The organism is Paenibacillus popilliae ATCC 14706, assembly GCF_000315235.1.
In the GTDB taxonomy this organism is placed as follows: domain Bacteria; phylum Bacillota; class Bacilli; order Paenibacillales; family Paenibacillaceae; genus Paenibacillus_B; species Paenibacillus_B popilliae.
On record NZ_BALG01000185.1, the window covers coordinates 46,115 to 60,385 of the forward strand.

At 56.2% G+C, this 14,271-nt stretch carries 15 protein-coding genes; all 15 read left to right on the forward strand.

Features of this window, described 5'->3' with window-relative positions; genetic code table 11:
* The first annotated feature begins 19 nt into the window (after window positions 1-19).
* The 15 genes from flhA (at window position 20) to PPOP_RS12245 (ending at window position 14,146) form a co-directional block, all read left to right on the forward strand.
* A complete protein-coding gene (flhA, locus tag PPOP_RS12180) occupies window positions 20-2,053 on the forward strand; it encodes a flagellar biosynthesis protein FlhA (protein WP_006286730.1) in 2,034 nt (677 codons plus the stop codon).
* Entirely contained in the window at window positions 2,050-3,414 is a 1,365-nt protein-coding gene (gene flhF, locus PPOP_RS12185; protein ID WP_006286731.1) for a flagellar biosynthesis GTPase FlhF, read from the forward strand. The genes flhA and flhF overlap by 4 nt, the downstream gene beginning before the upstream one ends.
* Window positions 3,415-3,418: 4 nt before the next feature.
* A complete protein-coding gene (locus PPOP_RS12190; protein ID WP_006286733.1) occupies window positions 3,419-4,327 on the forward strand; it encodes a MinD/ParA family protein in 909 nt (302 codons plus the stop codon).
* On the forward strand, window positions 4,303-4,458 hold the full coding sequence (locus PPOP_RS22785) for a hypothetical protein (protein ID WP_159101841.1): 156 nt from the start codon (window positions 4,303-4,305) through the stop codon (window positions 4,456-4,458). Before PPOP_RS12190 ends, PPOP_RS22785 begins: the two co-directional genes overlap by 25 nt.
* Window positions 4,455-5,780, forward strand: coding sequence for a protein-glutamate methylesterase/protein-glutamine glutaminase (locus PPOP_RS12195; protein WP_006286734.1), 1,326 nt, complete (start codon window positions 4,455-4,457; stop codon window positions 5,778-5,780). Before PPOP_RS22785 ends, PPOP_RS12195 begins: the two co-directional genes overlap by 4 nt.
* A gap of 268 nt (window positions 5,781-6,048) precedes the next feature.
* Entirely contained in the window at window positions 6,049-8,139 is a 2,091-nt protein-coding gene (locus PPOP_RS12200; RefSeq protein ID WP_006286736.1) for a chemotaxis protein CheA, read from the forward strand.
* Window positions 8,140-8,173: 34 nt separating this feature from the next.
* Window positions 8,174-8,635 carry a chemotaxis protein CheW gene (locus PPOP_RS12205; protein ID WP_006286737.1) on the forward strand — a complete coding sequence of 154 codons (462 nt, stop codon included), beginning with the start codon at window positions 8,174-8,176 and terminating at the stop codon, window positions 8,633-8,635.
* Between the two features lie 37 nt (window positions 8,636-8,672).
* A complete protein-coding gene (locus PPOP_RS12210; RefSeq protein WP_042228711.1) occupies window positions 8,673-9,263 on the forward strand; it encodes a chemotaxis protein CheC in 591 nt (196 codons plus the stop codon).
* Complete coding sequence (locus PPOP_RS12215) at window positions 9,256-9,750, forward strand: chemotaxis protein CheD (protein ID WP_006286739.1); 495 nt, start codon at window positions 9,256-9,258, stop codon at window positions 9,748-9,750. Before PPOP_RS12210 ends, PPOP_RS12215 begins: the two co-directional genes overlap by 8 nt.
* Window positions 9,747-10,184: a hypothetical protein gene (locus tag PPOP_RS12220; RefSeq protein WP_006286741.1), complete on the forward strand. Its 438-nt coding sequence runs from the start codon at window positions 9,747-9,749 to the stop codon at window positions 10,182-10,184. Before PPOP_RS12215 ends, PPOP_RS12220 begins: the two co-directional genes overlap by 4 nt.
* A 15-nt stretch (window positions 10,185-10,199) precedes the next feature.
* The gene (locus PPOP_RS12225) at window positions 10,200-10,985 is read left to right on the forward strand and encodes a FliA/WhiG family RNA polymerase sigma factor (RefSeq protein WP_006286742.1); all 786 of its coding nucleotides are present in this window, start codon (window positions 10,200-10,202) and stop codon (window positions 10,983-10,985) included.
* A 55-nt stretch (window positions 10,986-11,040) separates the two neighbouring features.
* The gene (locus tag PPOP_RS12230; protein ID WP_006286743.1) at window positions 11,041-12,447 is read left to right on the forward strand and encodes a DUF342 domain-containing protein; all 1,407 of its coding nucleotides are present in this window, start codon (window positions 11,041-11,043) and stop codon (window positions 12,445-12,447) included.
* Between the two features lie 59 nt (window positions 12,448-12,506).
* Window positions 12,507-12,821 carry a hypothetical protein gene (locus tag PPOP_RS12235; protein ID WP_006286745.1) on the forward strand — a complete coding sequence of 105 codons (315 nt, stop codon included), beginning with the start codon at window positions 12,507-12,509 and terminating at the stop codon, window positions 12,819-12,821.
* A gap of 166 nt (window positions 12,822-12,987) precedes the next feature.
* Window positions 12,988-13,596 carry a hypothetical protein gene (locus PPOP_RS19490; protein ID WP_006286747.1) on the forward strand — a complete coding sequence of 203 codons (609 nt, stop codon included), beginning with the start codon at window positions 12,988-12,990 and terminating at the stop codon, window positions 13,594-13,596.
* The gene (locus PPOP_RS12245; protein WP_006286748.1) at window positions 13,589-14,146 is read left to right on the forward strand and encodes a hypothetical protein; all 558 of its coding nucleotides are present in this window, start codon (window positions 13,589-13,591) and stop codon (window positions 14,144-14,146) included. The genes PPOP_RS19490 and PPOP_RS12245 overlap by 8 nt, the downstream gene beginning before the upstream one ends.
* The last annotated feature ends 125 nt before the right edge of the window (window positions 14,147-14,271 follow it).

Genomic DNA, 14,271 nt, shown 5'->3' on the forward strand with positions numbered 1-14,271 from the left:
AGTTTGGAGGAAGCAATCCGTGAAAACGCGAGATTTATTCGTCTTGGTCGGCATCATCGGCATCGTGCTCATGATGGTCCTGCCGATACCGTTATGGCTATTGGACATCCTGCTGGTGATCAATATCTCATTGGCGTTGATGATCCTTTTGATTGCCATGAACTCGAAGGAAGCTCTACAGTTTTCGATATTTCCGGCAATGCTGCTCATTACGACGTTATTCCGGCTTGCGCTCAACATCTCGACGACCAAGCAGATTTTGGCGAATGGGGAAGCGGGAGATGTCGTCGCCACCTTTGGCCAGTGGATAACACAGGGCAATATCGCCGTCGGCATGGTTGTATTCCTTATTCTCGTCATCGTGCAATTCATTGTCATTACGAAGGGTTCCGAGCGGGTCGCTGAAGTCGCTGCGCGGTTCACGCTTGACGCGATGCCCGGGAAGCAGATGGCGATCGATGCGGATCTGAATGCCGGGCTTATCAATGAACTGCAGGCACGCGAGCGCCGGGAGAAAATCGAGCAAGAGGCCGATTTCTATGGAGCGATGGATGGTGCCAGCAAGTTCGTCAAAGGGGATGCCATCGCCAGCATCATCATCCTGCTCATCAATCTCATCGGCGGCTTCGTCATCGGAATCGCAATGCACGGCATGGCCTTCGACGAAGCGGCATCGACCTTTTCGATTCTGTCGATCGGGGACGGCCTCGTCAGCCAGATTCCGGCCTTGCTGATTTCGACGGCGGCCGGTCTCATCGTCACGCGGGCGGCTTCCAAGGGCAATCTGGCCGAGGATATGAGCACGCAGGTGCTTGCTTATCCGAAGCTGCTCTACATCGTCGCTGCGACGATTGCGATGCTCGGCTTGTTGACACCGATCGGCCTGAAGCCGACCGTGCCGTTGGCGGCTGTGCTGGCCATCGCCGGCTACCGGATGCAAAAGACGATGGACGAGCGCCAGGTTCAGGAGGAGCAGCTCGAAGAGGAACAACAGATCGAGGAGGTCCGCAGTCCGGAGAGCGTCATCAATCTGCTGCAGGTCGATCCGATCGAGTTCGAATTCGGCTACGGGCTTATTCCGCTCGCCGACGCCCAACAGGGCGGCGACTTGCTGGATCGCATCATCATGATCCGCAGGCAGTGCGCGCTTGAGCTCGGTCTCGTCGTTCCCGTCATCCGGATTCGGGACAATATCCAGTTGAAGCCGAATGAATATATTATCAAAATCAAAGGCAATGCCGTTGCCCAGGGCGAGCTGCTGCTCAATCACTATTTGGCGATGAACCCGGGCTTTGAGGATGATTCCGTCACTGGGATCGAGACGACAGAGCCGGCCTTCGGCCTTCCTGCCCTGTGGGTCGACGAGACGATGAAGGAACGGGCGGAGCTGGCAGGATATACCGTCGTTGATCCGCCGTCTGTCGTGGCGACGCATCTAACCGAGATCATCAAGCGGCATGCGCACGAGCTGGTCGGCCGCCAGGAGGCGAAGGCGCTCGTGGAGACCGTCAAGGAACAGTACCCGGCGCTGGTCGACGATCTGATCCCGAATGTGCTCTCCATCGGAGAAGTGCAGAAGGTGCTGGCGAAGCTGCTGCGTGAAAAGATATCAATTCGCGACTTGGTCACCATCTTCGAGACGCTGGCCGATTACGGAACCTATTCGAAGGACCCGGATGTGCTTACGGAGTATGTCCGTCAGGCGCTCGCCCGCCAGATCACACAGCAGTACGTCACTCCAGGAGAGACGCTTCGCGTGATTACTATCGGTCCTTCACTGGAGAAGAAGATTGCAGAGAGCGTGTCGCAGAACGAGCACGGATCTTATCTGGTCATGGATCCGGGTACGACGCAGCAGGTGTATCAGCGGATAAGCGATCAGGTACAGCGTCTCCTGCAATCGGGACATTCGCCGGTCTTGCTCGCATCCCCGTCCGTTCGCATGTATTTGCGGCAGCTGCTGGAGCGCGCCATGCAGGATATTCCGGTACTCTCTTACAATGAGCTTGAGCCTAGCGTAGAAATTCAAAGTGTCGGAGTGGTGAATGTATGAGAGTAAAAAAGTACATTGTGGAGACGATGCCCGAAGCGATGAGCCAAATTCGTCAAGAATTGGGACAGGATGCGGTCATCATGAGCACGAAGGAAGTTCGTACCGGCGGCTTCCTCGGCATGTTCAGCCGCAAGGCGATCGAGGTGGTGGCGGCTGTGGACGAACAAGCGCAGCCGTCCCGTCCGTCCGGCCCCACAAGGGCGGCGGCTCCCCCCGAACCTCCGGCGCGGGTCTACGTCTCGCAGACGGCGGCGCGCAGCGCCTATGGCGGCGGCCAGGCCGAGCCGCGTCCGCCTGCTCTACAGGTGAAGGAAGCGGATTCCGACTGCGCGGCTCCACAGCCGATAAGACCGGAGGAGCAAGCCGTTCCGGCCACCGGAGCCGAAGAGCGGGCGCGACCGGCCCAACGGGAGGAGACCGGATCGCCGGCTGCTGCGCCGCTGGCGTTCAACTCCGAACTTGAGGCGGGCGTGACGCAAGCGTCAAGGCGGCCGCTGCTGGATGCGGACTGGCAGATCGAGATGGCCGAGATGAAGCAGATGATGAACAAGGTGATGCAGCGCGTCTCCCAGGACAACTGGCCAGAACCGTTCAAGGAGATGGAACGACATTTGCTGCGGCAGGGCGTTGAGAGCGAATGGGTCTGCCGCTTGATCGAAGCGGCCGCAGACCAATGTCGGGAACCGCAGGATGCGGAGGATGCGGAAGCGAAGCGGCTTGTAGCAGACCAGGTGAGCGAGCTGCTTCTGAATTGGCGGGGGGACGGCATTACGAAGGCTACCCACATCGTCTACTTCGTCGGACCGACCGGCGTCGGGAAGACGACGACGATTGCCAAGCTGGCCGCAGATCAGATTTTCCACCATGGCCGCAAAGTCGGGTTGATTACCGCAGATACATTTCGGATTTCGGCCGTCGAGCAGCTGCGGACGTATGCATCGATCCTGAACGTCCCGCTGGAGGTCGTCACTTCACCGGGGGATATGGAGCGGGCGTTGATCGCGCTTGAGGCATGCGACCTCATTTTGATGGACACGGCCGGTCGCAATTACCGCAATGACATGTATGTCAACGAACTGAACACGATGCTCAAGCCGCTTCCGTTCAGCATGACCTTCCTTGTCCTGAGTCTGACGTCGAAGACCGAAGACATGCTGGCCATCTGGGAACGGTTCGAGAATCAGCGTATCAACAGTCTGATTCTGACCAAGGCGGATGAGACCGCAACGTATGGAACGATATTGAACTTGGCGTCCCGGGTGAAGATTCCCTGCAGCTATTTGACGACAGGGCAGAACGTACCCGATGATATCCAGCCTTTTCAAGTGAATGACGCGGTGCGATGGATAATGGGAGATTGACCTCATGATGAATGACCAAGCTCAAGCGTTACGCAAACTTGTCAGTAGGAAGCTTCAGAGCGAGCTGCCTGCGGCGGCGGAGCCGGGCCAGCCGCGATCGGCGCACATCATTGCCGTCACGAGCGGCAAAGGAGGCGTCGGCAAATCGAATGTCACCTTGAACTTCGCCTTGTCGCTGCAGCAGCTTGGCTGCCGTACGCTCGTATTCGACGCCGATATCGGAATGGCGAATATCGATGTGCTGATCGGATCGCCGTCGCCCTATAGTCTCACCCATGTGCTACATGGGACGAAGACGCTGCAGGACATTATCCAGATCGGCCCCGGCGGCCTTCATTACGTGCCGGGAGGATCCGGGCTGAAGGACCTGATCGATATGCCTGTGGGACAGATCGACAGCTTCCTGACAGCGATGGATACGATGTCAGAGCAGTATGACGTCATTCTGTTCGATACGGGAGCCGGATTGAGCAAAGAAACGCTGCGCTTCGTCATGGCGGCGGACGAGACGTGGATTGTGACGACGCCGGAGCCGACGGCGATCGCGGACGCGTACGCGGTGATGAAGCTGGTGTCGGGCTTGGGGCATCGTTCCCCGCTCCGGCTTATCGTGAACCGCGTATCCGACTGGAAGGAAGGGACGCAGACGGCTGACCGGCTCACCTCGGTTAGCGAACGCTTCCTGAACCGGAGCTTGTCGGTTCTCGGATACATCTATGACGATCCGCATGTCATGCAGGCCGTGAAGAAGCAGGAGCCCTTCACGATCCTCTTCCCGCGATGCAGGGCATCGTCGCAGATCAGGGAACTGGCGCGGGTATATATCCAGGGCGTCAAGCAGGCGGAAGCCGGGGGGGCAACAGGGGGAGTCAAGCAAGTCGTGCGGAAATGGTTGCGCCGCTGGTCGCTCTGAGCCGTGCCGAACGGGCAACGGCGAACGCGCGCACCGAGCTCGCCAACCAGCGGCAGGCGAGCTCGCATGACTGCAATCTGCAAAAGCATATTTTTTTGAACACCTCGATAAGGGAGCGTGATGGAATGTGACAACCAAGAAAATACTTGTCGTGGACGATTCGGTCTTTATGCGTACCATTATAACCGATGTGATTTCACGCGAATCGAGCTTTGAGGTGATAGGCACAGCCCAGGATGGAAAAGAAGCTGTGCGCAAGGTGAAGGAGCTCCTGCCGGACGCGGTTACACTGGATGTGGAGATGCCCGTCCAGAATGGCTTGCAGGCCCTTCAGCGAATTATGGCTGAGTGCCCGACGCCGGTCATCATGCTCTCCAGTTCTACCGAGGACGGGCGTTCCGAGACGTTGACGGCTTTGGAATTGGGGGCGATCGACTTCATTTGCAAGCCGTCTCCAACGGGTGGAGCGAGCACGATCGAAGAAGTGGGACAGGTGCTGGTAGACAAGCTTCATGCAGCTATTGCCGCTGCGGAACGCAGACGGCAGATGGAACGGCTGAAGCTCTTCCTCGGTTCTGACGACCCTAGCCCGAACACTCGCCATGCGGCGAAGCCGGTCGCTGTGCCGCCTGCCCAGGATCATCGCTCAACGGAGCCGGTGCGGCGGCGTACGAGCGGTACCCCGCCTACGACGGATCGCAAGCATGCGGTGCGAAAAGCGGAATCGCCGTCTCTGCCGTCCGCGTCCGCGAGAGGCAGTCGGCCGAAGCCAGTACTGCCCGCCGATGAAGCGGGCAAAGCGGCCGGTGTCCCTTCCGTTCACGGGGCAAGCGGCGGTTCCGCCAAGGCGGCACCTTCGGAACGGGCTGTGCGGTTCCGGCATATTGTCGCCATCGGGACCTCCACAGGCGGTCCCCGGGCGCTGAAGACGCTGCTGTCTGCGCTGCCGCATCATCTGCCGGCGCCTGTGCTCATCGTCCAGCATATGCCGCCGAACTTCACCCGTTCGCTGGCAGAACGGCTGGACAGCTACAGCGAGCTGAGGGTGAAGGAAGCCGAGGATGGAGAGGTGCTTGTGAGCGGAACAGCATATATCGCGCCCGGCGGCCTCCACATGACGGCCGTTGCCCGTCCGGACGGTACGTACGCCATCGCCTTGAGCCAGACGGATCCTGTATCCGGGCACCGGCCTTCCGTGGATCGGCTGTTTGAGTCACTGCTTCCTTTGCGGCAGCTCAAGCGTCATGCCGTGATCTTAACCGGAATGGGCAGCGACGGGGCCAAAATGATGCAGCGCCTGGCCGAGGACGGCGCCGCCTCCATCTTCGCGGAAAGTGAAGAGAGTTGTGTCGTATTCGGAATGCCGCGCGCAGCGATTGAACTCGGATGTGTATCCCAGATCATTCCATTGCAAGACATGGCTGGCGCTATCGTAACGGCTACTTCGGGGTAGCGTGTAGCTGTATATGAGTGTTGTTCAAGAGGGCCGGTTTTCAGTGTCGAGAAGATGGGTTGAACGCGAAGCGGTTGCTTTCGTAGCAAGTTTTGCTGCACAAAACCTACTTCGCAAAGCTTGTAAGGCACAGTGCAATGTACGCAAGACTTCATGAGCAGTGGATTTCAAGAGTGAGTACAAGATGGGAAGTCGAGAAACTTCCTGAATCACTTCGCAATCAAAGCGGACTTCTTGAACTACCTCTATATCGGAAAGGGGGGCGAACATGGATTTAAATCAGTATTTATCCATGTTTATTGACGAAGCGAACGACCATTTGCAAGCATTGAATGAGAACATGTTGGGACTGGAGAACAATCCGGAAGATATCGGTATCGTCCAGATCATTTTCCGTTCGGCACACACCTTGAAAGGCATGTCGGCAACGATGGGGTTTGAAGATCTCGCGTCGCTGACCCACCAGATGGAAAATGTGCTCGATATGATTCGCAATAATCAACTGAAAATGGACGAATTCATATTCGATACGCTGTTCCGCAGTCTTGATTCACTGGAGGCGATGGTGGCAGACATTACGCAAGGCGGTGAAGGAAAAGCAGATGTAACCCAAATACTGGCCGCCTTGAAGTCGATCGAGACAGGAGAATACCGTACTGCATCCTCGCAGGAGAAGGAGGAAGCGGGCGATGGTATGGAGGCGTCTAGCGAGACGCTGGATGAATTCCAGCGCAGCATCCTGGAGCAATCGCTGGAAGTCGGGATGAACGCATATCATTTGCACGTCCGTCTGCAGGATGATTGCGTATTGAAGGCGGTACGCGCCTATATGGTATTTCAGGTACTTGGCGAGCATGGGGAAGTAGTCAAGTCCACTCCGCCGGTACAGGATATCGAGCAGGACAAATTCGACTCCGAATTCACCATAATTTTCGTTAGCAATACCGAGCAAGACGAATTGAAACGCGATATCTATCAAGTATCCGAGCTGGAATCCGTCACTCTCGTCTCGATGAGCGCCGCCGACATTCGCGCATGGAACCGCAATGTGGAAGCCGTCATGAAGGCGGGTCAGGAGACGGAAGCTGCGGCTCCGGAAGCGGCACCAGCAAGCCCGGTCCCGGCACAGGCGGCCCCGAAGCCGACCGCAGCCAAATCGCCCGAGGCGCCTCGCGCAGGCGCGGGGAATGGGGCCAAGCCCGTGCAGAGCCGAACGATTCGCGTAGATATCGAGCGTCTTGATGTACTGATGAATCTACTGAGCGAGATGCTCATTGACCGGGTGCGGCTGGAACAAATCGCTGGAGGATTGAAAAATACGGAATTGACGGAGACGGTCGAGCATATGGTCCGGGTCAGCTCCGACCTGCAGAACATTGTCCTGAAGATGCGCATGGTTCCGGTCGATACCATATTCAGCCGCTTCCCGCGCATGGTGCGCGACTTGGCCAAATCGCTGGACAAGAAGATCGATTTCATCATTACCGGTGCGGAAACCGAGTTGGATCGCACCGTCATTGATGAAATCGGGGACCCGCTCGTCCACCTGCTCCGGAATGCGGTCGACCATGGCATCGAGCCGGTGGCCGCGCGCTTGGAGAAGGGCAAGCCGGAGACGGGGACGGTACATCTTCGTGCCTATCACAGCGGCAACCATGTCTTCATCGAGATCGAGGAGGACGGGCATGGCATCGATCGGGACAAGGTGTTGAACAAAGCGATCAAGAACGGGGTCATCGCCCAAGATAAAGCTGCTTCGATGAGCGACGAGCAAGTATACCAGTTGCTGTTCTCCTCGGGCTTCAGCACAGCGGAGAAAATTTCGGACGTGTCCGGACGCGGGGTCGGACTCGATGTCGTCAAGTCCAAGATTACGGCGCTCGGCGGACATGTCGTCGTCGAATCGCAACTGGGGCAAGGCACGAAGTTCATCGTTCAGCTTCCGCTTACGCTGTCCATCATGTCGGCGATGCTGTTCCGGCTGGGCGACGAGAAATACGCGATTCCGCTGACATCCATTGTGGAGACCGGTCTCATTACGAAGGACAAAATCCGGCGCGTCCATGGCGGTATCCGCATGGTCGATTACCGGGACAGTGTCATTCCGCTGCTATCGCTCAGCGCCCTGTTCGATTGCGAAGGGTACTCCGATTTCAACGAAGACGAAGTGGAGATTATCATCATCAGCAATGGTGATCGGCTCACCGCGCTCGCCGTCCAGGAATTCATCGGGCAGAGCGAGATTGTGCTCAAGTCGCTCGGCAATTATATGAAGAACATCCCGGGCATCTCGGGCGCGACCATCCTTGGCGATGGCCAGGTGGCGCTCATTGTCGATACGAATGTGTTATTAAAATAACCGCTACATATCAAAATATGAGGAGGAACGGTCAATGGCAAAGGAAATGAAAATCGTGGTCTTTATGTTGGGAAGGGATGAATATGGCGTCGAAGTGGAGAAAGTGAAGACGATTGAACGGATGATGCCGATTACGCGTGTGCCGAAAACTTATGATTTCATCAAAGGAGTCATCAATCTGCGCGGGGTCGTCATTCCGGTCATCGATCTGCGCGGCCGCTTCGGCTTGCCGGAGGAGGAAGCGACCGATCAGACGCGGATTATCATTCTGGCGCATGCCGAACTGGAAGTCGGCTTCATCGTCGACAATGCGAGCGACGTTATGGATATCAATGAGGAGGACATCGAGCCGGCACCGGAAGTCGTGGGCGGCATTCAAGCGAAATATTTGCGCGGCGTAGCGAAAATCGGGGAAGACCGTCTTCTCATCATGCTGAATCTGGCGGAAGTGCTCAACAGAGGTGAAATCGTTAAGTTTGAGCAGCCGGAGGCATAGCCCAGTGCATCTGTATGAACGTCTGGGCACCTTTAAGATGGATGTCCTGAAGGAAGTGGGGAACATCGGCGCCGGCAATGCCGCCACGGCGCTGTCCCGCTTGCTGAACCGCACCATCGATATGAAAGTGCCTCAAGCGCGCCTGATGCCGTTTGATTGCATCGCCGATGAGGTCGGCGGGCCGGATCAGGTGGTTATCACGATTTATTTCCGGGTTGAGGGCGATTCGCCCGGCCATCTTTTCTTCATGTTCGCTCCGGAGGCGGCTAAGGTGCTGCTCTCCTATCTGGCAACGGTGCCGTTGGAGGAAGGGGAGGGGTTCTCGGATTTGGAGCTGTCGGCCTTGGCCGAAATCGGCAATATTTTGGCCGGTTCGTACTTGTCCTCGCTGGCGGACTTCACCCGGATGACGATGTCTCCGACGGTACCCCAAGTGGCGATTGATATGGCGGGAGCGGTGTTGAATTACGGCATACTTCAATACGGGGAAATGGGGGACAGCGCGCTGCTTATCGACACGAAGTTTTTGGAAGGCTGCGACGAAGTGCAAGGCACCTTTTTCCTGATTCCCGATCCGGACTCTTTTTCCAAAATATTCGCCGCCTTGGGAGTGCCTTTACATGATTGAAGAGTCCACCATTGTTAAAGTAAGTATGGCCGATTTGAATGTATGCCGCTTCGGATCCATACGTACGAACGGGCTAGGTTCCTGTGTCGGATTTACGTTGTATGACCCCATCGCCAAGATTGCGGGCATGGCTCATATTATGCTTCCCTCCTCGACCATAGCGCGGGAAGGTACGGTCAATATCGCTAAATATGCCGATACGGCCGTGCCCGAGCTGCTGCGGCGCATGGAATCCGAAGGGGCCAAGCAGGCGAGACTGCAGGCCAAAATGGCGGGCGGAGCCCAAATGTTCGCCTTTTCCTCCAACAATGAAATGATGCGAATCGGTCCGCGCAATGTAGAAATTTGCAAGCTGCTGCTGGATCAACATCACATACCGTTATTGGCGGAGGATACAGGCGGATCATACGGGCGAACGATTGAATTGCGCTGTGATGACGGCGTGCTCCAAATTCGAAGTGTACAACAGGGAGTAAAGGAAATATGACGATGAGAGGAACGATTCGTTGGAATTTTATAATCGGAATCGTCGGACTTGTCATCACTTTATTGCTTTCTTGGAGCAGCAATTTGTGGACAACCAGTCTGATTCGTGCGGCGATCGCATTTGCCGCCTGGTTCGCGCTTGGCTTCGCGATCCGCTTCGCGGCGGGCGTGCTGAGCACACCTGACGCCCAGGCGGCATCATCGGCGCCGAACGGAGAGGACAAAGGGAATCTGGTTGATATGACGACGCCGGATGAGAGCGATATGCTCCACGAGATGCTGCGTCCGATCTCCAATGAGGATAAGCCAACCGAGCGGGAAGACGATAACGGACAAGCATTTCAACCGTTAAACCCGCCCAAGCTCGTGACCAAAGAACCGCAGCCGGATGCGGGGCAATTGGCACAAGCTGTTCGTCACCTGACACAAAAGTAAGGAGGCTGACTGTCGGTGAGCATTCAGAAAATCAAACCGTGCTCTCATAGTGAGCTTTGGGAACAGTGGAAGGATAATGGGGATGTCGAGGCGAAGAAACAACTTATTAAAATTCACTTGCCCATCGTCGAATTCGTCGCGAACAAGCTCGCCGCCGGGCTGCCTCGCAACGTCAGCAAGGACGATCTTTCCAGCCACGGCGTCATGGGCCTGATCGACGCGATCGAGAAGTTCGACTACCAGCGCGGCCTCCAGTTCGAGACGTACGCCTCTTGGCGCGTGCGCGGTGCGATTCTGGACGGTCTGCGGCAGGGCGATTGGGTGCCGCGTTCCGTACGTGAGAAGGCGAAAAAAGTCGAAGAAGCCTACCAGCAGCTTGAGCAGCGGTATTTGCGGTCCGTATCGGACAGTGAAATGAGCGAATATTTAAATGTGAGCGAGCAAGAATTCCAGGGGATGCTGCATGACGTGAACATTATGTCCGTCTGCTCATTGGAGGACCCAATCCGCGAGGATGAGTCCGAGACGCGCTTGTCCTTATTGGTGGATGATAAGGCCAAAAACCCGGAAAGCAAAGTGAATGAGCACTACTTGAAGGAATCGCTTATCTATGGAATCGAGAAGCTGACCGAGAAGGAGCGGATGGTCATCTCGCTCTTCTACTACGAGGATCTGTCCCTGAGCGAGATCGCCGAAGTGATGTCGCTGTCTCCTTCCCGTATTTCCCAGCTTCATTCCAAAGCGATTTTGCGTCTCCGAACGGCATTGGAGAAACATAAGAGCATGCTGCTGGAAGCGTAAATGACAACTAGAGGGGAACGAAAATAAACCGATAAAACCGAAAGGGGGATTTTTCATGAGTACGGCAGTGGCTTTGGAAGATTATGTAGTAGTTACGATTTCTGAAGACAAGTTGTATGGCTATATTCAATTTGCCAAATTCGAGCCCACGTTTCAATGCACGGTGGAACAACTGGAGACATTGCTGCATAGCAATAACGTACACTTCGGCATTCAAACACGGGTACTGCAGGAGATTGCCTCGAATCCGCAAACCTTTGCGCGCGGCGAAACGATGATTGCTCATGGGAAGGCACCCGAAGACGGTGAAGACGGCTCCGTTCGTCTCCTGGTACGCACGGGCAAGCAGGATCACAAGCCGATTGAGCAGGTGGACGGGACAGTTGATCTGAAGGAAGTCAAGCCGTTGGATAATGTAAGAAAAGGACAAATGATAGCCCAACGCATTCCTCCAACTGATGGTATCCCTGGTATCTCCGTAACGGGAGAGCCGATCAAGTCGAAGCGAGGACGCGACGCGAAATTCAAAATCGGGAAGAACGTCGTCGTCGATCCGGAAGAACGAGCGATGTATTCTGCGATTGACGGCCTCATCTCGCTCACCGGCCGGGACAAGCTGAACGTCTTCCCGGTCTATGAAGTGAACGGAGATGTCGACTACACGACAGGGAACATCGACTTTGTCGGGACCATCGTCATTTGGGGCAATGTCCTGAGCGGCTTTCGCGTCAAAGCATCGGGCGATATCCGTATTTACGGCGGCGTAGAAGGGGCACAGATCGAGGCCGACGGCTGCGTCGAGATTAGCGGAGGCATCATCGCAGGGAACAAAGGCTGCGTCAAGGCGGGTACGCATGTAAAATGTAGCTTCATCCAGGAAGGGAATGTGAATGCGGCGACCGACGTGATGGTAACGCAGAGCATCATGCATTCCACGGTACGGGCCGGTACGCAGGTCATCTGTCAAGGAACCAAAGGACTTATTGTCGGAGGCGTGATTCAAGCGGGAGATAGGGTCATAGCTCGCACCATCGGCAACTCGATGTCTACCGCGACGACCATCGAGGTAGGCGTGAGGCCGGAGCTGCGGAACGAGCTGGCGGAGCTCCGCCAAAAATTTAAAACAAGCCTGGAAAATTTAGAGAAAACGAAGAAAGCACTTTGTATTTTGGATCAATTGGCGTCTGCAGGCCAGCTCTCGAGCGACAAAGCGGCGATGCGGAGCAAGCTGAGTTCCACCAAGAAGCAGGCCGAGGAGCAGCAGTCGGACATGCGGGATCGCATGTTCGAGATTGAGAAGGTGTTGGAAGAAACCGCTTCGGCTTCGGTCGATGTGTTCAATGTGATATATGGCGGGGCTAAAATTGTAATCGGCCACAATGCGCGGTATGTGAAGGATGCGGCGAAGAGGATCTCTTTCCGGATGCTTGACGGCAATATTACGATGTCTTCAGATTTGTAAGTGCATGTTCTAGCGGATTTTTTGAACGTTCTCAATCAAGCGATTGCTGGGGTGATGAGATGAATGTGAAGCCGGTAGAGTTGCAAATCGCAATAACTAGGACGCAAGAGGCATCGGAGGTTCATCAACAGCAGCAGCAGCGTCCTGCTACCGAACAGATGCTTTTGAACGAGCAAGCGGAGAAGATGACGAAAAAGCGGCGCGAGCGCAACGAGCAGGTAGAAACTGCGCAGGAGGCCCGGATCCGGGATAAGGCAAAGCGCGACCCATCGCACGCGGACGGATCCGGCCCCGAGTCGGAGCCAGCAGCTCCTCTGCCGGCTGTTCCCGCAGAGCACCCTTACAAAGGAAATCATATTGATTTCACGTGCTGAACACGTGCTGAATCGGTAACGCTGACCACCTTGTCTACAAGGTGCCACGTTGCCTTTTTTGCCGTAACGGCGGCCATGATGGGTGCGGGTGAAGCAAGAGATGGATGCCCTGCATTCGCACTGGAGCGCAAAGAGTCTGACCACAGCTGAAAAGGAGGTGCCCGCGATGGGACCTTGGATCTATGTAGCGCTGCTGGGGGCGGTCCTTGTCGTGCTTGGCCTGCTCAGGCCGAGAACAGGGAACGACAGTACCGAGCTTCGGCACAATATGGAGGAGACGCTTGAGCATTATATGCGAGAGCTGGAAACCGATAACGAGAAATTGATCAGCGTGATTGAGCAGATGAAAAAAGAAGGGCAGTTGACGGACGAGGCGCTGAGGAAGCGAATTGACCAGCTTGAGCAAAGATGGAGCCGAAGCGAGGAACGGCATGCGGCTCTGGAAGCGCGTGTGGCGGAGCAGCAGGCAGTCCGCTTGTGGAACGGACAGGCTCCCGCGCTGCAGAGGGTGGAAGCGGTGGAGACGGCAGCGCCGCATTCCATGCCGATGGAAGCAGCTTCCCTTCCTCCGGAGGCAGAGCCTGTCCAGGATGCACGAGCGCAAGCGGATTCCGAGACGCCGGAGCCTTCTTTGATTCGCAGCCGGTATCCGGAGCTGTTCGCCCTGGCCGATGAGCAGGTGCCTGCGAACCAGATTGCCGAGCGGCTGTCCATGCCGATAGGCGAAGTTCAGCTTATTATCCAACTTGGCATACAGGAGGTCGGCCGTGTTTAAAGATCGTCGGTTACTTATCGGACTTGGCGCAGGGATGATTTGTGGCAGCCTGCTGCTTCAGCTGATGCTTTTCGGCGAGCGCGCCGCCGAGCCGCTGACAGAACCGGAACTGCGCAGACAGGCGGAACGGGCCGGTTATGATCTGATTCCGCGCGGCGCGATGGCGAACGGAACGGAGGAAGGCGGAAGCGCGACCCAGCCGCAAGCGCCTGCAAGCAATGGAACACCGCGTCAGCAGGAGGGCGTGGAGAAGAAGGCGGCCGGCGGCAGCGACTCGGCGGCGGAGCCGGGTTCATCCGCTGAGAAGAAGCAGGATCCTCCCTCTGAGGTGGAACAGGAGGCGAAGATTAAGGTGGCCTACGGCAGCGGTTCCCGGGATATCGCCAAGCAGTTGGCCGAAGCGGGAATTGTTGAGAGCGCGGAGGAGTTCGAACGCTATGTTGCCAACCAGAAGAAGCAAGGCAAGCTGCGGACGGGTACGTTCCGGTTCCCTGTTCCCTCCACAAAGGAGGAAGCGCTGCGAATCCTTACCAGCAAGCCGAACGGCTAGTTGCTCAACGCGGCGTTATTGTTCTGGGAGATGTTTTTTCAACGATGTATGTATTGGCCCAATCTAAAAATGTCATACACTCCCTAAGTAGGGGGACATTTTGTAAGACATTGAACAATCGTTGT